18 protein-coding genes are annotated in these 20,585 nt (G+C 59.4%); 10 read left to right on the top strand and 8 right to left on the bottom strand.

Translation table 11 applies throughout. The features are described from left to right. Nucleotides 1-3: 3 nt before the first annotated feature. The 7 genes from ACYZT1_RS12795 (at nucleotide 4) to ACYZT1_RS12765 (ending at nucleotide 9,876) form a co-directional block, all read left to right on the top strand. The gene (locus tag ACYZT1_RS12795; RefSeq protein WP_462015093.1) at nucleotides 4-2,109 is read left to right on the top strand and encodes a TonB-dependent receptor family protein; all 2,106 of its coding nucleotides are present in this window, start codon (nucleotides 4-6) and stop codon (nucleotides 2,107-2,109) included. Between the two features lie 75 nt (nucleotides 2,110-2,184). After that, the gene (locus ACYZT1_RS12790) at nucleotides 2,185-3,384 is read left to right on the top strand and encodes an ATP-grasp domain-containing protein (RefSeq protein WP_462015092.1); all 1,200 of its coding nucleotides are present in this window, start codon (nucleotides 2,185-2,187) and stop codon (nucleotides 3,382-3,384) included. Further along, nucleotides 3,381-5,162 carry an IucA/IucC family protein gene (locus tag ACYZT1_RS12785; protein ID WP_462015091.1) on the top strand — a complete coding sequence of 594 codons (1,782 nt, stop codon included), beginning with the start codon at nucleotides 3,381-3,383 and terminating at the stop codon, nucleotides 5,160-5,162. The genes ACYZT1_RS12790 and ACYZT1_RS12785 overlap by 4 nt, the downstream gene beginning before the upstream one ends. After that, on the top strand, nucleotides 5,147-6,289 hold the full coding sequence (locus ACYZT1_RS12780; protein ID WP_462015090.1) for an MFS transporter: 1,143 nt from the start codon (nucleotides 5,147-5,149) through the stop codon (nucleotides 6,287-6,289). Before ACYZT1_RS12785 ends, ACYZT1_RS12780 begins: the two co-directional genes overlap by 16 nt. Next, the gene (locus ACYZT1_RS12775; protein WP_462015089.1) at nucleotides 6,286-8,076 is read left to right on the top strand and encodes an IucA/IucC family protein; all 1,791 of its coding nucleotides are present in this window, start codon (nucleotides 6,286-6,288) and stop codon (nucleotides 8,074-8,076) included. Before ACYZT1_RS12780 ends, ACYZT1_RS12775 begins: the two co-directional genes overlap by 4 nt. After that, the gene (locus ACYZT1_RS12770) at nucleotides 8,073-9,296 is read left to right on the top strand and encodes a type III PLP-dependent enzyme (protein ID WP_462015088.1); all 1,224 of its coding nucleotides are present in this window, start codon (nucleotides 8,073-8,075) and stop codon (nucleotides 9,294-9,296) included. Before ACYZT1_RS12775 ends, ACYZT1_RS12770 begins: the two co-directional genes overlap by 4 nt. A 103-nt stretch (nucleotides 9,297-9,399) precedes the next feature. Further along, nucleotides 9,400-9,876, top strand: a complete 477-nt coding sequence (locus tag ACYZT1_RS12765) for a hypothetical protein (RefSeq protein ID WP_462015087.1) — start codon at nucleotides 9,400-9,402, stop codon at nucleotides 9,874-9,876. Between the two features lie 152 nt (nucleotides 9,877-10,028). On the opposite strand, the gene ACYZT1_RS12760 is transcribed toward ACYZT1_RS12765, so the two are convergent. Further along, complete coding sequence (locus ACYZT1_RS12760; RefSeq protein ID WP_462015086.1) at nucleotides 10,029-10,310, bottom strand: dihydrodipicolinate synthase family protein; 282 nt, start codon at nucleotides 10,308-10,310, stop codon at nucleotides 10,029-10,031. Nucleotides 10,311-10,337: 27 nt separating this feature from the next. Then, entirely contained in the window at nucleotides 10,338-11,033 is a 696-nt protein-coding gene (locus tag ACYZT1_RS12755; protein WP_462015085.1) for a B3/B4 domain-containing protein, read from the bottom strand. Nucleotides 11,034-11,192: 159 nt separating this feature from the next. On the opposite strand from ACYZT1_RS12755, the gene ACYZT1_RS12750 reads away from it, so the two are divergent. After that, the gene (locus ACYZT1_RS12750) at nucleotides 11,193-11,795 is read left to right on the top strand and encodes a helix-turn-helix domain-containing protein (RefSeq protein WP_462015084.1); all 603 of its coding nucleotides are present in this window, start codon (nucleotides 11,193-11,195) and stop codon (nucleotides 11,793-11,795) included. A 217-nt stretch (nucleotides 11,796-12,012) separates the two neighbouring features. On the opposite strand, the gene ACYZT1_RS12745 is transcribed toward ACYZT1_RS12750, so the two are convergent. From ACYZT1_RS12745 to ACYZT1_RS12730, 4 genes are read right to left on the bottom strand one after another with little or no spacing between them, the layout of a single operon-like run. Continuing rightward, nucleotides 12,013-14,397: a hypothetical protein gene (locus tag ACYZT1_RS12745; protein WP_462015083.1), complete on the bottom strand. Its 2,385-nt coding sequence runs from the start codon at nucleotides 14,395-14,397 to the stop codon at nucleotides 12,013-12,015. A gap of 52 nt (nucleotides 14,398-14,449) precedes the next feature. Further along, nucleotides 14,450-15,199 carry an ABC transporter permease gene (locus tag ACYZT1_RS12740; protein ID WP_462015082.1) on the bottom strand — a complete coding sequence of 250 codons (750 nt, stop codon included), beginning with the start codon at nucleotides 15,197-15,199 and terminating at the stop codon, nucleotides 14,450-14,452. 7 nt (nucleotides 15,200-15,206) lie between these two features. Next, nucleotides 15,207-16,199: an ABC transporter substrate-binding protein gene (locus ACYZT1_RS12735; protein ID WP_462015081.1), complete on the bottom strand. Its 993-nt coding sequence runs from the start codon at nucleotides 16,197-16,199 to the stop codon at nucleotides 15,207-15,209. Beyond that, complete coding sequence (locus tag ACYZT1_RS12730; RefSeq protein ID WP_462015080.1) at nucleotides 16,196-17,017, bottom strand: ABC transporter ATP-binding protein; 822 nt, start codon at nucleotides 17,015-17,017, stop codon at nucleotides 16,196-16,198. Before ACYZT1_RS12730 ends, ACYZT1_RS12735 begins: the two co-directional genes overlap by 4 nt. Before the next feature lie 135 nt (nucleotides 17,018-17,152). Here ACYZT1_RS12730 and ACYZT1_RS12725 point away from each other — a divergent pair, with 135 nt between their 5' ends. Then, entirely contained in the window at nucleotides 17,153-17,908 is a 756-nt protein-coding gene (locus ACYZT1_RS12725; RefSeq protein ID WP_462015079.1) for a GntR family transcriptional regulator, read from the top strand. Nucleotides 17,909-18,110: 202 nt separating this feature from the next. Here the strand turns inward: ACYZT1_RS12725 and ACYZT1_RS12720 are convergent, their stop codons facing one another. Continuing rightward, a complete protein-coding gene (locus tag ACYZT1_RS12720; RefSeq protein ID WP_462015078.1) occupies nucleotides 18,111-18,521 on the bottom strand; it encodes a winged helix-turn-helix transcriptional regulator in 411 nt (136 codons plus the stop codon). Nucleotides 18,522-18,610: 89 nt separating this feature from the next. Here ACYZT1_RS12720 and ACYZT1_RS12715 point away from each other — a divergent pair, with 89 nt between their 5' ends. Further along, nucleotides 18,611-19,474: an SDR family oxidoreductase gene (locus ACYZT1_RS12715; RefSeq protein ID WP_462015077.1), complete on the top strand. Its 864-nt coding sequence runs from the start codon at nucleotides 18,611-18,613 to the stop codon at nucleotides 19,472-19,474. 136 nt (nucleotides 19,475-19,610) lie between these two features. Here ACYZT1_RS12715 and ACYZT1_RS12710 read toward each other — a convergent pair whose 3' ends face one another. Next, nucleotides 19,611-20,537: an alpha/beta hydrolase gene (locus ACYZT1_RS12710; protein ID WP_462015076.1), complete on the bottom strand. Its 927-nt coding sequence runs from the start codon at nucleotides 20,535-20,537 to the stop codon at nucleotides 19,611-19,613. Nucleotides 20,538-20,585 lie beyond the last annotated feature (48 nt).

Here is a 20,585-nt window from a genome sequence, read left to right as displayed (position 1 = left end):
CACATGAAAACAACAAAATCCCTGCATTTTTCACTCAGTCTTATCACGTTGAGTATTTGTCACGGTGCCATGGCCGCTGATCAACCCGTCGATGTGTCCACCAGCCCCGCCAGTAACCTGGAACTGGCACCCACCACGATTCAGGGTGACGTTCTCGGCACGGCCAGCGATCAAGAGGTGCGCACCTATGCCGGCAGCCGCAGCGTCGTCGACGCAAGCGAACTGAAAAAAGCCAGCGTGCGCGGTCTGGACGATGCGCTGCAACGGGTACCGGGCGTGAAGATTTTTGACGAAACCGGCACCGGCGCCTTGCCGCAGATATCGGTACGCGGGCTGTACGAGAGTCGTAGCGGCCGGATTCAAGCGTTGTCAGATGGCATCCCGCTGGCACTGGCGCCGTACGGCCAGACGGGTATGTCGCTGTTTCCAATGACCATGGCCACTGTGGACCGTATTGATATCGTGCGTGGGGGCGCTGCGGTGCAATACGGTCCGAACAACGTTGGCGGGGTGATCAACTTCATCAGCAAGCCGATTCCGCGCGAGTGGGAAACCACGCTGCAGGAGAAGTTGACGTTCAACGCTGGCGGGCGCCGGTTGTGGGACAACTATCTGGGCACCGGCGGTTACCTGACCGACAACTTCGGCCTGCAGCTGGACATCAATACCCTGGGTGGCGAGTACGGCCGCGAGCACTCCGAAACCGATGTTCAGAACTACCGTCTGCGTGGACAGTGGAACATTGATGATGATCGCGATCTGAGCTTCGGTATCCAGCACTACAAGGCCGATATGGATCTGGCCGGAGCACTCAGTGTGAAGGATTACAAGGATGATCCTCGGCAATCGACGCGTCCGCTGGACCGTTTCGAGGGCGACACCAATCGCGTGTGGGGCACCTATACCCAACGCTTGGGCGCCATGGGGCCGTTCGACTCAGTGGAATACAGCTGGACCAATTTCGCCCACGACAGCTACCGCAACTTCGTCGTCGGCCTGCCGTTCACTCCGGACGGTACGGCGGTGACGAAACAAGACGGCCCACGCGACTTTAAAGTCTGGGGCTCGGAGCCGCGCATCAGTGCCACCATCGACGGCGACACGGTTGGCCAGACCTGGTTGCTGGGCGCCCGATATGTCAGCGAAGACATCGACTACAAGGTCAACCGCCAGAGCGTCGCTACCGGCAGAACGACGCCATTCCGGGACTGGAAGTTCGATGACGACGCCCGCGCGTTCTACCTCAGCAACGCCATCAGCCTGCTCGATCATCGCCTGATCATCACCCCTGGCGTGCGTTACGAAAACGCCCGCATGGATTACGCAGACGGCATCACCGGCTTCTCGCGCCAGAACAAATCCGAAGAATGGCTGCCGGGCCTGACGGTGGGTTATCAGGCGACCGACACCTGGTTCTTCTACGCCAACGCCCAGAAGTCCCTGCGCCCACCGCAAGTCACGCAGATCGTCAAGGAAGGCGATGTCGGCGCCGAACTGGCGTGGAACTATGAGACCGGCGTGCGCTATACCCCGTGGGACGGCCTGCGCGTCGATTTCAATCTGTACCGCATCGATTTCGACGACCAGATCAGTTACAACGCCACGACTGACCGCTTCAATAACCTTGGCAGCACACGTCACCAGGGTTTCGAGAGCGAAATTTTCTGGACGCCGCAAGCGCTACCTGATCTGGACCTGCACGCCAGCTTTGCGTACCTCGATGCCAAGCAACGCAACGGCACATTCAAGGGCAACGAAGTTCCGTATTCCTCGCGCAATCAGTTCACGATCGACGGTCGTTACCGTTTTGCCGAGCACTGGACCTACAACCTTGACGGCCTGTATATCAGCAGCGCTTACACCGATGCCGCCAACTCCAGCGAGGAAGATGCCACCGCCAGCGTGGGCGAACTGCCTGCCTACTGGGTCTGGAACACAGCCCTTGAGCGTGAATTCAAGCTGGCGGACGAAAGCCTTCTGACCGCGTCCGTGGGCGTCAGCAACCTGTTCAACCGCGAGTACTACTTCCGCGGTATCGACACCAGCCCATGGGGTCGTCAAGCCGCGCCCGAGCGCTCGCTCACCGTAGGCGTCAACTACCAATTCTAAACCGCGCATCTGCGCCCCTGTAAACCTGCTGCCCGATCCTCCGGGACGGTCAGCAGCTGCCCCCAGGAAACCGCCATGGAACGCCCATTCGTCATTCTTGCCCACGTCGCCCACCCCGCCATTCTCGAGGGTTTTCTGCCTGCTGCGCACGCGCGCGGGTTGCCGATCGTGGTCATCACCGACCATGCTCAGGAGCACCGGCGCCTGCTCGCTACCTCGCCTATTTCGCCGGATGAGCTGCACGTTATCGAATGTGATGTGTTCAACCCGCTCGCGGTCGTCGAGACCCTCAACAGTCAGGGTTTGCGCCCCGCCGCAGTGTTCTCCAACAGCGATCACCTGCAGACCGCGACAGCCATGGTGGCCGAGATATTCGAATGCCTCGGCAAGGACTGGCGACTGTGCTATGCGGCAAAGAACAAGGCGGCGATGCGCGAGCGCATGCAACGTCTGGGCTTGCCCGGCCCGTGGTTCCAGGTGATTACATCGAACTCCACACTGCCGACCGATGCGCCATGGCCGGTGGTCGCCAAGCCCCGTGAAGGCGTCGCCAGCCTGGACGTCAGACTGTGTCACAACGCCGCCGATCTGGCCGTTTACTGCGAACAGTTCTGGCAGCAGCAACCGGACCGCGCGTTGTTGCTGGAGGCATACATGGAGGGTCCTTTGTTTACCCTCGAGACGCTGGGCGACGGGCGCAATCTGCAAGCCGTCGGTGGCTTCGACGTCACCCTTTCGGCACCGCCGCATTTCGTGGAACTCGCCGCACGCTGGAATGGCCAACTCAGCCGCGCGCAGCGCGCCGGCGCGCTGGCTCAAGTGGCCGCGTTCGGGGTCAATTTCGGGGTTTGTCACAGCGAGTTCATTCTGACCGCCCAAGGCCCGGTACTGGTTGAGATCAACTACCGCAGCATCGGTGATGGCCGCGAGTTCCTGCTGGATCGGCTGCTGCCACAGGGCTGGTTCGACCGCATCATCGCTTTGCATCTGGGCGAAAAGCTGGTCGACACGCAACCCGCGCAGGCCGAAGCTACCGTTCATTACCTTGTGGCTGACCGTCCGGGACGGCTGAAACAGGCCAGTGCCAGCTTCAATAGCGAACGTGAGAGCCATTGGTGCGATTACCGTGCCCTTCACACCACCGGCGACACCGTGACCATCAGCCATTCCAACAAGGACTACGTCGGCGTACTGAGACTGATCGCGCCGGATGAAGCGAGCCTCGAAACGCAGCTGAACCTGACGCTGAACGACTTGAAGTGGGTGATGGCATGAGCCTGCATCCGGACCTTGGGGATCAGGCGTACATCACTCGACGCATCATCGATTGCTGCCTGCGCGAGGACATCCGGGGGATCGTCAGCGCAGGACAGATTTGCAGGATGCCGCAAGAACTGAGTCAACACTTGCAGCATCAGGCCGACGCAAGCTGGCTGCGCATCGCCCATCTGGGCGCCGACGAACTGTGGCTGCCCGTGGTCAAGGCGTATCCGTTGCAGGACTGGATCGGTACTGGCGACGCCTGGATCAAGGTGTCGCCGCAGAGCCACGTCGAGATTCAACGAGGCTACGGGCTCTGGCTGGGCCACCTGAGCCAGGGTCTGGACGAAGAAAGTCTGGCACTGTTCGCGGCGTATCTGAAAGAAGCAGATTGTGCGAACGAACACCGGACCTTGTGCAACCGGGCGTATCGCCAACATGCGCCCGCGCTGAGCGATGTGACCAACCTGAAGGATTGGTCGCAGAGGCTGCTGAAAATCGATCAACTGGCGAGCTACCTGGATCACCCGTTTTATCCAACGGCGAGGGCCAAAAGCGGCTTCGATGCCGCCGCGCTCAGAGGCTACGCGCCGGAGTTCGCGCCGCGCTTCGAACTCAATTGGCTGGCGATTCCCGACAACGCCTTGACCCTGACCAGCCAGCAGCCGCCGCACTGGCCGAACTTCGAGGAAGTCGGCTTGCCATCGGTCCTGCAAAACAGCCATTCATTACTGCCAGTACACCCGCTGACCTGGGGCGAACTGGAGCAATATGGCTTGCCTGAAGGCACGTTCAAGGCTCCACGTACCGCCATGCAGGTCGAGCCAACGTTGTCCGTGCGCACAGTGGTCTGCCTCACTGACCCTCAGTGGCACATCAAACTGCCGTTGCTGGTCAGCACGCTCGGCGCGCGCAATTTGCGCCTGATCAAGCCCAGCACCCTCTACGACGGTCACTGGTTCCAGACCACCCTGCAGGCCTTGACCGAGCGCGATCCGGCACTGGCATCACGTTATCTGCACGTTGACGAAAAACACGGAGGCCATGCCGCCGAGAGTCGACATCTGGCCTATATCGCGCGCCGTTATCCGACGGGGCTGGAGAACATCACACTGGTGCCTGTCGCCGCGTTGGCCAGCCCGCTTGCCGACGGGCGCCTGTTCCTCGAACAACTGGCCGAGCGTTTCTACGCAGGTTCGTTGCAACACTGGCTGGAGGATTATCTCGATCTGCTGCTGCAGGTGCATCTGCGACTGTGGCTGCGTTACGGCATCGCTCTGGAAGCCAACCAGCAGAACGCCGTATTGATGTTCGAACAAGGTCAGCCACTGCGGCTGTTGATGAAGGACAACGACGCCGCTCGCTTGTGGCCGCAGCGTTTCGCCACTGCCTGCCCGGATCTCGCTGATCTGCCGGCAGCCCTGCAGGATGAGCGCATTCGCGTCGACAGCAGCCAGCCGCTGGCCGAGATGTTTTGCACCATTACATTGCAGTTGAACATCGTTGCGATCCTGGATGCGATAGCGACCGCTGGCCTGAGCTCGCGATCCGTTCTGTACGGCGCGCTGCGTCAGCGTCTGATGGCCTGCCTGCAACAACTCGAAGCCGAAGGCATTGACTGCGACGATGCGCGCCGGTGGCTGCTCGACAGCCCGAAATTGCCGGTGAAATACCTGCTCAGCGCCGGCAGCCTGTTCAGCAAGGCACACTCCGGTGCCAGCGACATCAACAAATTCTATGGCTACAGCGCGGCGAACTTCCTGCGGGAGGATATTCCATGCAACGACGATTGATCTCCAGCGTCTTGCTGGGACATTACCTCTCGGCCTTCACGGCGCTGGGTATTCCACTGTACCTGCCGCGCATCCTTGCTGACCTCGCACCTGACACGCCAGGCTGGGCTATCGGCGTGCTGTTCGTGTTGCCGACGCTATGCACCGCACTGGCGGCGCCGATCTGGGGACGCTGGGCCGATCGCAACGGCTGTCGCTTGTCGTTGCTGCGCGCTCATGCCGGTTTGTTCGCAGGTTTTCTGCTGGCAGGTTTCAGCCCCAATCTGACGGTATTCGTCCTGGCGTTGATCATCCAGGGTACCTTCGGCGGCGCCATGGCGGCGTCCAATGCTTACCTGTCGACCCAGTTCAAAGGCGGCGATTTATCCCGAGCCCTGAACTGGACTCAATATTCGGCGCGCCTGGCGATGATCAGTGGCCCGATCCTGCTGGGGCTGCTGACCGCGCAAGGCATGGGATTGAGTTTGTATCGCTATCTGGCCTGGCTACCGCTACTGGCCTTCGTTCTCATCCTGCCGCTGCCCAAAGACGCCCCGAAACATGTCTTGGGCAGCAAAAAAGCGGTGGCATTGGGCGAACTGCCAGACGACATGCCGCGGCTACTGGCCGTGCAGTTTTTGTTCAGCTTCGCGATGGTCGTCACCTTTCCATACTTCATGCCTTTCGGCGAGCAACTGGGAATTGGCAGCGATGTCGTGATCGGCGTGCTTTACAGCCTGCCGCATCTGGTTTACCTGCTGGCGCTGCCCTGGGTTCAGAAACGTCAGGGCAATCTGCTGTTGCCGGGGCTGGCGTTGCTCGCAATCAGTAACGCGTTGCAATTCTGGAGTGTGCAGGCCGAGCCGCTGTTCATTCTGCGTCTGCTCAGCGGGGCCGGCATGCTGCTCAGTTTTGTCGGGCTGCACCGCTGCCTTAGCCAGCGCAGCCAAAAAGGCAGCGCCGGTCGCTTGTTCGGCTGGTTCGACTCCAGTGGCAAATGGGCCGGCACCGCTGCCGGTGGCGCCGCCGCGCTGGTCAGTCAAACTTGCGGCATCGCGTCCCCCTTTCTTATTGCGTGCCTGGCAGCCGTGACGGCCATGGTGCTTGCGCGCCCTCTCTTGATGACCTCCCGGGAGATTCCCGCATGACGCTCGTTCTCGACACCGCACCGTTGAATACTTCATCGCTGAAACCAGTATCCCTGCATGATCACGCCCTCGACGGCGAAGCCCAGCGACATGCCATCGAGTGCCTGCTCAATTGCTATCTGCGCGAGTATGCATTGCCACGCAACGAAGCGAACCTGAACTATCAGGCGCTGGATCTGCCGATGAGCCTGCGCCAGGCCAACGGTCGTTGCATCAGCATTCGCCTGACCAGTGGCCGCTTGGTTGTGCGCATTGATCGCGCCAGTCTTCTGGGTCGCTGCCATTACACCAGCGCACCCTATTTCAAAGGCGACAGCCAGAGCTGGCGCCCGTTGAAAGCCCTCGAACTGGCGCGCCTGCTTTGTACCCCGTTGAGTGGCGCCGACCGCGTCGGCGAGATGCTGCAACAGGTGGCCAACAGTCTGCAGGTCACCCGCACCTTTCTGCGTCATTCACGCCCGGCCAACGACGCTGCCAACAGCCTGCTGACGTCCGAGCAGTATCAGCTGTGGGGCCATGCCCTGCATCCGACACCGAAAAGTCGCGAAGGCATCTCCCATGACGATTTGCTGGCCTGCTCGCCGGAAGTCGGGGCGCACTTTCAGCTGCACTGGTTCAAGGTCGATCCCAGGCTGATTCGTCATCAGGGCGAAGATCCGCGCAGCACTCTGCGCCAGCTGTCGGGACGCGACGACGCCTACCCGTGCCACCCCTGGGAAGTCGCCCGCGTGCTTGCCGACCCGCTGGTACAGCGTGCGCAACAACAGGGTTTGATCCAATACCTCGGCCCCCTGGGCCAAGGCATGTACCCAACGTCGTCGGTGCGCACGCTCTACCATCCGCAGATGCCCTATTTCATGAAGTTTTCGATGCATGTGCGCCTGACCAACTGCGTGCGCAAGAACGCCTGGTATGAACTGGACAGCGCCGTCGCCCTCACTCGTCTGCTCGGCCCGGTCATGAGTGAGCTGGCGACGCAACAACCGGGCTTCATGTTGATGCCAGAGCCCAGCGCCACCAGCCTGGACCTCAGCGCCCTGGGTACGCTGGAGGAGGCCCGCGAAGTCACCGAATGCTTCGGTATTGTTTACCGGGAAAACCTTCCCGTCGCCGATTGCGAGCGGTACCAGCCGCAAGTGGCAATGGCGTTGTTCACCTGGGATAAAGAAGGTCGCAGCGTATGCCGCCAACAGGTGCAGCGCTACGCCGACAAGGCGGGTTTGACCATTGAACACGCCACGCTGAACTGGCTGGATGCCTACGCCAGCCAGATGCTCGGCGGTGTGCTGTATTGCCTGTTCCGCCAGGGCGTGGTGCTGGAGCCGCATCTGCAGAACACGGTTATTGGCTTCGGTGAAGACGGCCTGCCTGGCCAGGTCTGGATTCGCGATCTGGAAGGCACCAAGCTGGTCCCTGAAATCTGGCCCGCCGAGCGTCTGAGTGCGCTGGATGAACGCACCCGCAGCTCGGTGTACTACAGCGCGCAAAAGGCCTGGCAACGAGTCGGTTACTGCGCACTGGTGAACAATCTCGGCGAAGCGATTTTCCATCTGGCCAACGGCAGCGACCTGCTGGAACAACAACTGTGGGCGCGAATCGGCGACCTGCTGCACACGCAATCCGCGCGTCTCGGCCATCCGACAGAACTGCGCGAGTTGTGCGCCGGCGCGCCCTTCCCGAGCAAAGAAAACTTCATGACGCGCCTGATGATGCGCGCCGACCGCGAGGCCGGTTACACCTCACTGCCCAGTCCCCTGGCGATCATTGAAAAGAGGAAACGCGCATGAATCTTCCTGCCTCCGTCACCCGCCGCATCGAGCAGCTCAAGGCTGAACACGACGCACCATTGTGCGCGTACGTCTACGACCTGCCTGCCCTTGAACGGCATGTAAAGGCAATGCGTCAGGTGCTGCCGGAAAACTGCGAATTGTTCTACGCCGCCAAGGCTAATCCGGAAGCCCTGGTGCTGAAAACCCTGGCCCCGTGGGTGGATGGTTTCGAGGCGGCCTCGGGCGGCGAACTGACGTGGCTGCATGAGCAGTGCCCCAACCAGCCGCTGATTTTTGGTGGCCCCGGCAAGCTCGATCGCGAACTGGACATCGCCATGCAGTACCGGATTTCGGCGTTTCACGTGGAGAGCGTGACCGAACTGCGAAGCCTGGCACGCATCGCCCGGGAACGCGGGGTGCGGGCTCCGGTGATGCTGCGATTGAATCTGAAGCTGGCTCAGGCACCGCAGAGTCGATTGGTCATGGGCGGCAAACCCACACCGTTCGGCCTGGATGAAGAAGGTCTGGCAAGCGCCCTGCAATTGCTGCGCGAAGAGCCGTCGCTGGAGCTCAAGGGGCTGCACTTTCATCTGCTGTCGCACCAGCTGGATGTCGACGCACACCTGGAACTGATTCGCAGCTACTTCCTGACCTTCCGCCAGCTGTGCACCGACCATGACCTGCAACTGCCGCTGCTGAATGTTGGCGGAGGGATGGGTATCAATTATCAGGATGCGGCGAAGTCGTTCGATTGGCCATCGTTCTGTCAGGGCCTGAAAGGGTTGATCGATGAATATGCCATGGGCGCGACCCGCATACGCTTCGAGATCGGACGTTTCATCAGCGCTGCCTGTGGTTACTACGTCATGCAGGTGCTGGACATCAAAAGCAGCCACGGCGAGTTTTTTGCCATCGGACGCGGCGGTACTCATCACTTCCGCACGCCTGCAGCTCAAGGCCACGACCATCCGTTCACGGTACTGCGAGGTTCGCAGCCCGCGCAAATCAGCAATCAGTCCGTGACGCTGGTGGGTCAGTTGTGTACGCCAAAGGACGTCCTCGCCAGGCAACAACCGGTAGCGCAGTTAGCGATTGGTGACCTGCTGGTATTCACTCTCGCGGGCGCCTATGCCTGGAACATCTCGCACCAGAACTTCCTGATGCACGAACCACCGTTGAAGGTTTTTTTATCGAGGGCTGATTGCGGTTCGCCGTACACGGACACCGTTCTGTCATAGACGCTCACATAACTTTCTCTCACGTCGAATGACTGGCTGTTAGTGTTTTTCGCGGCAGCTCGATGCGCTGCACAACTCCCCTTCATAAAATGGAGCCACCTTGATGACTACAACCGTTCTTCGCACGCTGGGTTTGTTATTGACGATCACCCTGCCCTTGACCGCACACGCCCACGAACCCGAATGGCTAACGCTCGTCACTCTGGCCGACGGTAACCGTGGCACCAAGAACGCTGTCGACATCGGACCCCCCGGCCCTTCACAGGGTGACCTTTTCGTCTTCGACCAACCCCTGATGAACGAAGATCGACACGATATCGGTAGCAACAGTGGCTACTGCATCAACACACTGCCAGCCCTGCACAGTCAATGCCAATGGACGCTGTTGTTCACTGACACGGCGGGGAAAGTCGAAGGCACCCTGGTCGTCGCAGGGCAAGAGCATGAGGTAGGCCAGTCGGTGGTCGCGGTGATCGGTAGCACCGGAAAATATGCAGGTTATGGCGGAGAAATGACTTCGCAACCCAACCCGGACGGCACCTTCACCCAGACACTGAAACTCTCCCGCCCACAGCCGTAAATGCTTAGAGCGACAGATTCCATTCGCTGGAGCGTGATTCGTCCAAGAGGTAGCCATAACAAAAAATGCCCCGAATCTTTCGATACGGGGCATTTTCTTAAACAGCGATGCAGATTGCCAAGTTTTTACACAGTCTGCCGAGCGGTTAATGATCACTGTAGTGGTCTAATGAAACCGGACACCCATTCACGCGTGCGTAGCGATCCAATGCTGACCATAACAGGCACACTGCCCGCTGCCTCTACTGCCAACTGCGCAACGCGAGTCCGCTCAACCCGAGAAAGATACGCATAGCTACCGGTAGAACCGAGTGCGCCGATAGAGTCGACATTGGCGGTTGCCAGTTGCTCAACAAGACGAGTAAAGGCGTTTTCATCCACGCCCTGCTCATTCATAGGCGTCAAGGGAAATGCGCTAAGGCCGGTAAATATCATTCATGACTCCAGGCTTTCGTCTTCCGACTAATTAGATCCAGGACCAATCAGTGAGCTTTCAATTTGAACGCCTGGCATCATCAGTTGCAGGCCCTCAATAAGCTTGTCGCCTGCCTCTGTCAGCGCTTCAAGAGGCATCGCTGGCAAGCTTTCCAGAATGAACCACATGTGTTTTGCATCGGCACCCAGGCGTGTTCTGACACCTTGCCGCCAATTCCAACGGCGGCATGTCACGCCTTTATCGTCCCGCCATACCACTTCGCCGGCGTCGGGATACTCGTGAGCGGGAGCGCCTTCTTTCATGGTGTCAAAAGGCTCGGTACCGTCTGCGACGACGAGCCGCGGCGTGCCCACATAGGCGTCTATATTTTCCCCACCTACAGGGATCGCGTACTCGATACTGATGGCATTGTAGAGATCAACCATGGGATCCAGGCTCGGTAAGCTACCGTCTCGTAGAACACGCTTGCGCAATGCCTCAGCTGAGCAAGGCGTGCGTTGTGGCTTGGCCCCAAACTTTCGGAAGGTCTCTGCCCATGCCGCCAGATGCGCTTCTCCCCAAGCGGGACCGCTTGCCAACACTGCCTCGCAAGCGCGGTCCAAGGCCTCTTGAGCGACGCCAGAGTTGGTGAGGGGGGCAGCCTTCACAACGATACTCAGCGCCCGGAAGCCCGGTGCCAAATCTGCAACCGATTGGTCAATTAACGGCAGTACGCACAGCATCAAGAATCTCCAGTGATCCGCATGTCGGTTCATGCTAGTCAGTGACGACCAACATAGTCAATATATCGACCATCGAATCAGGTCCAGCCCCCGGGCAGATTGACGACACCAGCAGCAAGCGTCGAGAATTCCTTCAACTTTCTCTCATGACCCTCAGCAATGACCCTAAACAACAGTATATCGACCACGCCCGGCGCCGATGCTCAGACAGTGGGCCTGGCAGTTGCACGCTCGCTCAAACAGGCACGAAAGAATCAGAAAATCACCTTGGATGAGCTGTCCCGCCGCTCAGGTGTAAGTAAAGGAATGGTCGTCGAAATTGAGAAATGCACGGCTAACCCGAGCATTGGCATCCTGTGCAAAATCGCCGCGGCGTTGGGGCTTTCTGTAGCAGACATCGTCAATGTGACAGACGCCCCTGCTGCTCACATCATCAACAGTCAGGAGATCCCTACTCTCTGGACCGGTGATCTGGGCGGGACAGCTCGGCTGCTTGCAGGAACGACTGGCCCCAACATGATTGAACTATGGCGCTGGGAAATGTTTCCGGGTGAGTCCTTTTCATCCCAGGGGCATCCTCAGGGCACGCTTGAATTGTTTCATGTGGAGAAAGGGACGCTGAAATGTGTGGTCGGGGAAACAGAATTAGTCATCCCTGCAGGTAGCTCTGCGGTGGCAAAAACAGATGTTGCACACTCCTACGCCAATGCGGGTAGGTCCAAGCTGGTCTTCACCATGTCGGTCACTGAAATACACCAGTAGACGAACTCAGACTCATCAGCGAGTCCGCAGCCTCAAGGTTGGTGCCCCTCAAGACCAAGACACAGAGTTTGACCTATCAGCTGCAGCGTTTACCGCGGACTTGGACAAGCCCACGCGCGCAGCACCGAACAGGTGCTGTGCTGATTTGAATGTACCCAGCGCCCTTGGCGATAAGACATTCAGGTGATCATCCAAGCGTATATGTGGGCCACAGACATCACCTAAGTTCGCTCGAGGCAGGAGTAAGGAACAATGCTGACGTCCAAACCCTGGATTGATCCCGCTGCCGCGCACAAATAAACAAGGGATGCTCACGGCCCGGCTGCAAGTTCAGTTCGGCCAGCTCAATCTTGCCTTGCAACTCCCGAGGCAATGGCGCAGCTGTTGTACGCTCCAGGGACACTTTCAGCTCCGCCCCCGGCAACTCCACCACTTGGGGTTGAGCCAATAGATCCTCACCGGCAACCTCCATCAGCACCGTCGGCGCATGCACGTACGGCTGCGGCTCGGAGGGGTCGCCCACCTTGATGTAATTGTCGATCCGGCTGTGGACCTGCAAGGTCGTACCCGCCAGATGGGACACGTCGATTTCGATGCTGTCGGTGTCGCCATTGGTGTCGGTGCGGAACGCCAGCACCTTCGCATCCTTGCGCCATACGGTCTGTTCCGGGTGATCGAGACCCAGGGCGCGGAAACCGTTGATCACCGCTCCGGTTACACGAATCTCGCCGGTCCAGTAGGCGCCGCGATAACGGTCCTTGATCCGCGCGCCGCCCAGGCGCAGGCGGATGCGTTGCTTGCTGAGACCCAGCTCCTGGTGCAGGTTGCGTGACCAGATCAACTTGTCGCCGTCGAACAGGTCGACCTGCTCCCAACCCGCTTCGCCGAGCAATCGGTAGTCCAGGGTCGCGTTGGCATCGGCGCTGAAGACTTCGCCCATAAAATGCTCACCCTGGCGCAGGCTGGCAAATGAACGCTCGCCCGTTGTCGCAAAGGTACGGCGGGCACGCAAGGCTTTGCCGACACTGGCGCGATCAAAACGCTCGGCCACCACGCCGGTCAGTCCGCCACGCGAACCAAACACGGCCGTGGCCGGCACGCCACCGCCACACCGGCCCTGGTGTTCGTCACTGTTGGCCGCTGCGCCCACCCGGTAACCGCGCTGCAACGCTTCGGCGTAGACCCAGTGGAATTGCCCCCAGGCCGAGCCCACCTCGATCAAACGTTCCAGCTCGGGGTGGTGCCAGTCGAGGTTGCAGCGGCGGCCGCCGACGTGGGGCATCATCAGGTGGCCTTCGGGGTCCTTGGCATAGGCCGCGTAGAGTTCGTCCACCGGCCATGCACCGGGCTTGATGGTGCCGGCGGTGAACTCGTTCCATTCAAAGGAGCGCACCAACCGGCCTTGGTTGTCGAAGGGGAACTCGGGTTTACGGTCATGCAGGAACACCACGTTGCGGTCGCCGCCGGCGCAGGAGTTGCCGCACCATTCAGTGCCGGGATAGCACACGAAACGCCCCGGCTCATTCAGCTCATGGATCAGCTTGACCGCCTGGTCCCAGCGTTGTTCGGTGATATTAAAGTCGTTGGCGGTGTAGCCAAGGATATCCAGCCCGGCGACATCGCGGCCGTAGCTGAGGTTGTACAGCGTGTCATTGGTGCCCACCGTGTCATCGGAATGCACGTGTAGATCGGCGTATAACGGCCGCAATGCCGTGCCCGCCGGATCCACCGTGACGAAGGCTTGAGCGCCCCTGACACGGGCCCCCGCCACGTCGGCAAACAAGCGCCACTCCCCTGCTCCGACCAGCTCCAAACCTTCCAGCCGCGCAATCGCCCAGCCGTCAGTCGCCAATGTGAACGCTTGCTCCAGCGTCTCGCCTTGTGGATCAACCAGCGTCAACAGACCCTCAAGGGGTAGATCACGGCAGGTATTGCCCCAGGCATCATCCACCCGCAGCAGCACATCGAAGGCCTCGCCGGCACTCACCAGGCGCGGCGCAATCAACTGCACGCTCTGCGCCGGGCCAGGCACGATATCGAGCAAAGGGTCGCCCGGCACTTCGGCAAATTTGGAGCTGCCCAGCGGGTCGATAAACAAGCGGAAGCGGAAGTCTTTCTCGACAAAACTCTGCACCCGCGTGCCCGCGCCGCCCTGACGTCGATCCCCCAGGCGAATAGTGATCTTGTCGCCAGGGTTCAGGTAACCGTCGACGATGTCGATGATGATCGCTTTCTGAAACGGCCGTTCATGGCCCTTTTGGTCAAAGCGCACCTTGAGGTGCTGCACCGTTGCCTGGCTCTGGCCGGGAACCAGCGCGCCCGCTTGGTATTCGGCGCTGACGTAGTGGGGGCCGGCCGGGTTGGCCGTCTGGAACAGCGCCCAGTCGGAGTAGAACTTGAACGCCAGTTTCAACCAGGCGCCGTCCGCCAGGCCGCTGCCGCCGACCTCGTAGACCAGGGTGATTTCATCCCATTGGCCGGCGACTACCGTACTGCGGTCGCAGCTGATACTGCCCAAAAACGGGCGTTTTTTGTTGCGTTCGTACAGGCCTTGCGGGGCGATGTAATGCCCGGCTTCGCGGGGATCGAAAACGTTGCTCACTTGACACCTCGTGCAGTGGTCCACTGAAGGGTTCGAATAGGTCGGCCGTGGCTTATTGCACACGCCATTTCTGGTAATGACGCTCGATACGCCGGAACACAAAACTCTCCATCAGCCAGGCGATCAGGCCGATCATTACGATGCCCAGCAGCACCTGGCTGCTGTTTCCGATCTGCCCGCCGGTGGAGACCATCCAGCCAATCCCCTGGGAGGCACCGATCATTTCCGCAGCGACCAACGCGCGCCAACCCTGGCTGAAGCCGATGCGCAGCGCCGCCGTGACAAACGGCAGCGACGCCGGCAAATACACATGCGCCAGCAGTTGCCAGTGATTGGCGCCCAAGGTGCGGGCCGCGCGCACCTCGCCGCCGCGAATGCTTTGCACGCCTTCCTGGATCGTCACCGCCATGGGGAACACCGCTGCGATGAAAATCACCAGCACGATGGACACATAGCCCAGGCCGAAAATAATCATGATCAGCGGCGCCCAGGCGATAGGCGGAATGGCCATGAACAGGCTGTTGAGCGGCGAGATAAAGTCGCGAAACTGCGAGGACAACCCTCCGGCCGTGCCCAGCAGGATTGCGACGATCACTGCCGCGCAAAAACCGCCGATTTCTTCCAGCACACTGCCGCGCAGGTGTCGCCACAGCGATCCGTCCGCCAACCAACGTACGGCTTCGCGCGCCACATCCCATGGTTGCGGCAGGATGTACGTAGGAAAGCGGCTGGCCAGGGCGATCCAGATCAACAGCAGGAATGGGAGCGAAGCCCATCCCCAATTCGGTTTTGGCAAATGCATGACAGACTCAGCGCGAGGCTTTTTCCAGATAGGAGGTGTCCACGATCTGCTCGGTCTTGAGCGTCGTGTCGATAAAACCCAGGTCGTAGGAGTAGTTCATCAGGCGCTGGATAAACTGGATATCCGTGGCCTGCAGGTCCGCCGACCAGCCGAGACGCGTGCGCGCCTGGGCGACAATGGCTTCGGGGGCAACGGTCGTGCCGTCTGCGCCCTGCACCGCTTCAAGCTTGAACGCCTCGGCGATGATGCGATTCGACTCGTCGGGATGCGCATTCAGGAACGCGATGGCCTTGCGGTGCGCGCGCAGCAACTTGACCACGTCGTCCGGACGTTCCTGCAAGGTTTTCGGCAAGGCAATCACTACGTACCACGGGTAATTCGGCAGCGGCTGGTTCACATCCAGCAGCACCCGGCTGGAGCCACGCAGCAAGGACTGGCTGACGAAGGGTTCCCAGGAAAACGCCGCATCGACAACGCCACGCTCCAACGCCGCGTTCATATTGCCCGGCGGCATGTCGATGATGTCCAGGTCCTTGTCGGGGTTGAGCCCGGCGTTTTCCTTCAACACATAGCCACGCAACAGCACGTCCATGCCACTGCCCTTCTTCACCCCGGCGAGCTTTTTGCCCTTGAGTGCTTGCAGGCTGTTGATCGGGCTCTTGGCGTCGACGATTACCGCCGCCTGGCCATAGTTGACCTTGGCCAGGATCCGGCTTTGCAACCCGCGCGAGAACCATTGGTACACCGGCGGTGTGCCAACATACGCCACATCCAGTTCACCGGCCGCCAGCGCCTGCTGGATCACCGGGCCGTCGCCCAAGGCCTTTAGGTCAACATTCAGCCCCTCTTCACGGTAGAAGCCCTGTTTATCGGCAATCAGCGCCGGCGCGTTGGCCATGGCGAACACATAGCCGATGCGCAGAGGGTTCTCGGCGGCGGACACACCACCTGCCAGCGCGGCGACCGTCAGGGAAAGGGCAAGCAGTGAACGTTTGATCATGCGGTTAACTCGGGTTGACGGGTGGGGGTTGAAGGCACCTCCATGACTTGCGAGATGCGCTCCATCAGTTCATTGCGGTAATCAAGAAAGGCCGGCAGGCGGCGGGTTTGCAGGTTGGAGCGCGGGCGCGGCAGGTCGATCTTCAGCTCGCTGTGAATGCCGCCCGGCGCGATGTTGAGCACGATCACGCGATCCGCCAGGAACACCGCCTCGTCGATATCGTGGGTGATGAACAACACGGTCTGGCCCAGCTCCGCCCAGAGGCGCAGGGTTTCTTCATTCATGCTGTTGCGACTGATGGCATCCAGTGCAGCAAAGGGCTCGTCCATCAGCAATACGCTGGGTTCCAGGGCCAGGGTCCGCGCCAGGGAGACACGCTGCTGCATGCCGCCGGACAGTTGATGCGGCAAGCGGTGCGCCGCCTGCTCCAGGCCGACCAGGCGCAAATACTGCAACGAATGGGCACGCTGCTCGGCGTCACCGGTGTTGGCCGTCATGCGCAAGCCAAACCGAACGTTCTCCAGTGCGTTCAACCACGGAAACAGCTGCGCCGACTGGAACACATAGCCCAACTCGGCCAGCTCAGGCCGCACCGCCGCCTGGTTGATGCGGATCTGCCCACGTTGCGGCTGCTGGAAACCGGCTAACAGGTTCAACAACGTGGTCTTGCCACACCCCGATGGCCCGAGGATCGCCACGAACTCACCCGGCTTGGCACTCAGGCTAAATGAGGAAAACACCCGATGCCCATTGGGGTAGCTGAAGCTGATGGCGTCGACCGTCAGCGCGTCGTCGAGAAAAGCAGGGGTTTTGGGCATGGCAAGTGTCGTCAGGTCGTTTACAATGGGCTTGCTCGACATAATACGTATTAATACTAGTCGTCCCAATAACCTATTTCTATAACCTTAGAAGTGAAGGCACACCTGCCCCGCTCCAAGGTCAAGGAACCGACAGTGCCCACGTCTATTCTTCGCGACAGCACCACCTCGCTCTACGAGCAGATTGCCCATCGATTGCTGGAAGAGATCCAGCGCGGCGATTTCGAACCGAGCGGCAAACTGCCCTCCGAGGCCGAGTTGGGCCAACGGTTTGGCGTCAGCCGCGTTACCGTGCGCCTGGCCGTTGGCAGGCTCAGCGATGAGGGTGTGGTCGAGCGCAAACAAGGCAAAGGCACGTTTGTCGCGGCCAAGCAGGTGCGCCACGGCCTCGATGCCCTGCGCAGTTTTCATGAGGCGCTGTTACTGCAAGGGCTCAAGCCGAGCATGCACGTGATCAGCCACAGCGAGCAGCCGGTGCCAGAGGCGTTGCGTGAGTTATTTGCGGACGCAGCGCGCTGCCTGCAAGTGGAGCGCCTGCATTTTGTCGATGAAGAACCCATCGCCTTGGGCCGCAGCTACTTGCCCGCCGAACTGGCAAGCGTGGTCTGGGCGGATGTGGCGCACCAGCCGATCTACTCAGTGCTGGAGGCGGTCACCGGCCTGCCCGTGAGCCGTGCCGACCTGGCGATTCGCGCTCAGGAAGCCGACAAAAGCCTGGCCAGCGCGCTGAACGTCAAACGTGGTGCGGCGCTGCTGGTGATGGAACGCACGTCATACTTCGCCAACGGCCGCTGCTGTGACCGCACGACCTTTTTTATCCGGCCCGAACGCTATGCCTTCATTCTCAGCGGAGTTTTCAAGTCCAACCCCGTCAGTGTGTATGCGCCTTAGAGAGCACTCTTTAATCTGAGGTAACAATGTCAAAAATATAATATTTTAGTTTCGACTGCAGGCTCGACCAAGAATGTATGCAGTGAAGCAATAACAGTTATTCCCCACTCAAATATATTAAGGAGTGAGGATCAATTTGTTTCACAAACAAAAAAAAACAACAAATTCATATTATGAGCAAAGGCGTTAAAAAAGTTACCTATTAATCTTGGCGCGAGAGACGCGCATTCATAATTTCTGGTAGATTCGCTTCAATCCAATCTGCGAGGACTTCTACATGACGCGCCACCTCAAGCCCCATAGGGCTAAGGCTATACTCAACATGAGGTGGTACTACCGGGTAGGACTTACGTATAACAAATCCATCGCTTTCCAAAAACTGAAGTGTTTGTGCAAGCATCTTTTCGCTTACACCTCCAATCTTTCTACGCAGATCGCTAAAGCGGTGCGTACCTGCAATTAACGCTACCAGTACCAATACGCCCCAACGGCTCGTGACGTGCTGAAGGATTATCCTTAAAGGGCAGCCTGGGTCAAACAGCTGCCCCTCACGTAATTGGTTAGCCACGGTCGTGGGCCGCTCAATAACTTCACGAGGAACAGAATCAGACATACATACTTACCTTCAGGTGCGTACTTACAAAAAGATTGCCAGGCCAATATTCTGCCTGCGCCTACATTTTTTGTACAAGGAGCTTCTTCATGATTGCCATCACCGGTGCGACTGGCCAACTCGGCCGACTCGTTGTTGAGAAACTCAAACAGAAAGTACCCGCGTCCGATATCGTCGCCCTCGTTCGCAACCCGATCAAGGCAAGCGAGTTGGGCGTAGCGGCTCGAACAGCAGATTACTCTAAGCCTGAAACCCTTGTTACGGCCCTCACGGGAGTTGACACGCTGCTTTTGATTTCATCAAGCGAAATCGGCAAGCGCGTGGAGCAGCATCGAAACGTCATCAATGCGGCGCAGCAGGCAGGCGTGAAGCGCATCGTTTACACCAGTCTTCTTCATGCAGACACCTCACCATTGAGCCTCGCCGGGGAGCACCGCCAAACCGAAGCAGCGCTCAGAGACTCGGGCCTTGAGTTCACCCTCATGCGTCACGGATGGTACGCCGAGAATCACACTGGCTTCATCCCAGGAGCGCTTGCTGGCGGCGCTTTTCTTGGCAGCGCCGGGGCTGGCAAGATTGCCGCAGCGACGCGCGAAGACTACGCACACGCCGCTGCAGTAGTGCTCACCCGTGAAGGCCATGAGAACAAAACTTACGAATTGGCTGGCGACACCGCGTGGACACTCTCTGAGCTGGCTGCAGAAGTCTCACGACAAATCGGCAAAGACATTCCATACAAGAATTTGCCTGAGGCGGACTACGCCAATGCTCTAACGGGTTTCGGCTTGCCAGAACCAGTGGCGCGCGCCGTCGCTGGGTACGATATCAGCGCATCTGAGGGTGCACTCTTCGATGACAGCCACCAGCTATCGAAGCTGATCGGCAGGACCACCACCTCACTTTCAGCGGCAGTCGCTGCCGCCCTTAAAAGTAGCGGCAGTCAAACCCTGTGATTCATAACTGAGCTAAAGATCTACTGATAAACGACAGTGGCCCTGAAGCTGGCACCCACCCATGGACCCAGCACATTAAACCAGGGCCGCAGGTTGATCAGAGCAGGGTTGGAATCCATCGTTGGCAGCACTGAGGCTACAGTTTTTTCTCCACGAACAGTGCGATGGAGTCCCAAGCGGCTTCCACTACTGGCGCTCCGAAAGCCCTCAACCCTGAGTGCACCATGCCTCGCGCGATGTGCAATTGTGTGTCCACGCCATCAGCCGCCAATACATCGTGATAGAACACTCCGTGATCTCGCAGAGGATCAATTTGCGCCACGGCAACGAACGTCGGCGCGAGCCCACGAAAGTCTTTCGCTTCCAAAGGCATGGCGCATGGGTCCAGTCGGTCTTGCGCATTCGGCAGAAACCCTTCCAGAGACTTCGCCAGACCGGTCACTGTCATCATCGGTGCATTTGCATGTTCTTGCATGGATGGAAGTTGATGTGCAACCGTCAAAACCGGATAGATCAGTACCTGGGCCAACGGCTGAGGATGTCCATCTCGTCGTAAGGCCATACACAAACCCGCCGCCAGCGTACCTCCGGCACTGTCACCGATGACCATCAAGCGTTCGGTACTGAGATCAGGATCGACGAGTCCCTCCCGCAGTCCATGCCAAACGTCTAGGCAATCCTCCAATGGAGCAGGATAGCCATGCTCAGGTGCAAGCCGATAATCGACCGCGACGATGGCCACCTTCAACCGCTGGCCCAAGGCGTATGCAAACCAGTCGTGGGTATCAAGGCTACCCAAATCCCAGCCGCCGCCGTGGATATAAAGCAGAGTTGGCCAACCTCCCACGGGGGTGATGTCGTCGGGTCGGTAGCATCGCAAGCGCACTCCCTGCCATCGGAGATCATCAATCCGCCAGTCGTCAGGCGCAGACGGCGTACACGCTCGACAGGCACGCAAGAACGCTTCGCGCCGAGCGGCCAGGCTGCCATCTGCGGGGGAGAAGCGCTGGCTGGCCTCGACATAGGCTTGCATGGCAGCATCGAGTTGGTAGGTTTGAGTCACGATACATGCACCTCCATAAAACAAAGCTGCCGCACTACAAGCAGTGCG

The organism is Pseudomonas sp. PB3P13 (assembly GCF_054897735.1).
The sequence above is the reverse complement of the archived record's forward strand: the minus strand, read 5'-3'. Positions and strand labels throughout refer to the sequence as shown.

What these genes read in the sequence shown, in the direction of transcription:
- ACYZT1_RS12795 (WP_462015093.1), top strand. Translation starts at nt 4, where the DNA reads ATGAAAACAACAAAATCCCTGCATTTTTCACTCAGTCTTATCACGTTG.
- ACYZT1_RS12730 (WP_462015080.1), bottom strand. Translation starts at nt 17,017, where the DNA reads ATGCCCAAAACCCCTGCTTTTCTCGACGACGCGCTGACGGTCGACGCC.
- ACYZT1_RS12750 (WP_462015084.1), top strand. Translation starts at nt 11,193, where the DNA reads ATGACCCTAAACAACAGTATATCGACCACGCCCGGCGCCGATGCTCAG.
- ACYZT1_RS12775 (WP_462015089.1), top strand. Translation starts at nt 6,286, where the DNA reads ATGACGCTCGTTCTCGACACCGCACCGTTGAATACTTCATCGCTGAAA.
- ACYZT1_RS12785 (WP_462015091.1), top strand. Translation starts at nt 3,381, where the DNA reads ATGAGCCTGCATCCGGACCTTGGGGATCAGGCGTACATCACTCGACGC.
- ACYZT1_RS12755 (WP_462015085.1), bottom strand. Translation starts at nt 11,033, where the DNA reads ATGCTGTGCGTACTGCCGTTAATTGACCAATCGGTTGCAGATTTGGCA.
- ACYZT1_RS12790 (WP_462015092.1), top strand. Translation starts at nt 2,185, where the DNA reads ATGGAACGCCCATTCGTCATTCTTGCCCACGTCGCCCACCCCGCCATT.
- ACYZT1_RS12735 (WP_462015081.1), bottom strand. Translation starts at nt 16,199, where the DNA reads ATGATCAAACGTTCACTGCTTGCCCTTTCCCTGACGGTCGCCGCGCTG.
- ACYZT1_RS12760 (WP_462015086.1), bottom strand. Translation starts at nt 10,310, where the DNA reads ATGATATTTACCGGCCTTAGCGCATTTCCCTTGACGCCTATGAATGAG.
- ACYZT1_RS12765 (WP_462015087.1), top strand. Translation starts at nt 9,400, where the DNA reads ATGACTACAACCGTTCTTCGCACGCTGGGTTTGTTATTGACGATCACC.
- ACYZT1_RS12715 (WP_462015077.1), top strand. Translation starts at nt 18,611, where the DNA reads ATGATTGCCATCACCGGTGCGACTGGCCAACTCGGCCGACTCGTTGTT.
- ACYZT1_RS12740 (WP_462015082.1), bottom strand. Translation starts at nt 15,199, where the DNA reads ATGCATTTGCCAAAACCGAATTGGGGATGGGCTTCGCTCCCATTCCTG.
- ACYZT1_RS12780 (WP_462015090.1), top strand. Translation starts at nt 5,147, where the DNA reads ATGCAACGACGATTGATCTCCAGCGTCTTGCTGGGACATTACCTCTCG.
- ACYZT1_RS12770 (WP_462015088.1), top strand. Translation starts at nt 8,073, where the DNA reads ATGAATCTTCCTGCCTCCGTCACCCGCCGCATCGAGCAGCTCAAGGCT.
- ACYZT1_RS12720 (WP_462015078.1), bottom strand. Translation starts at nt 18,521, where the DNA reads ATGTCTGATTCTGTTCCTCGTGAAGTTATTGAGCGGCCCACGACCGTG.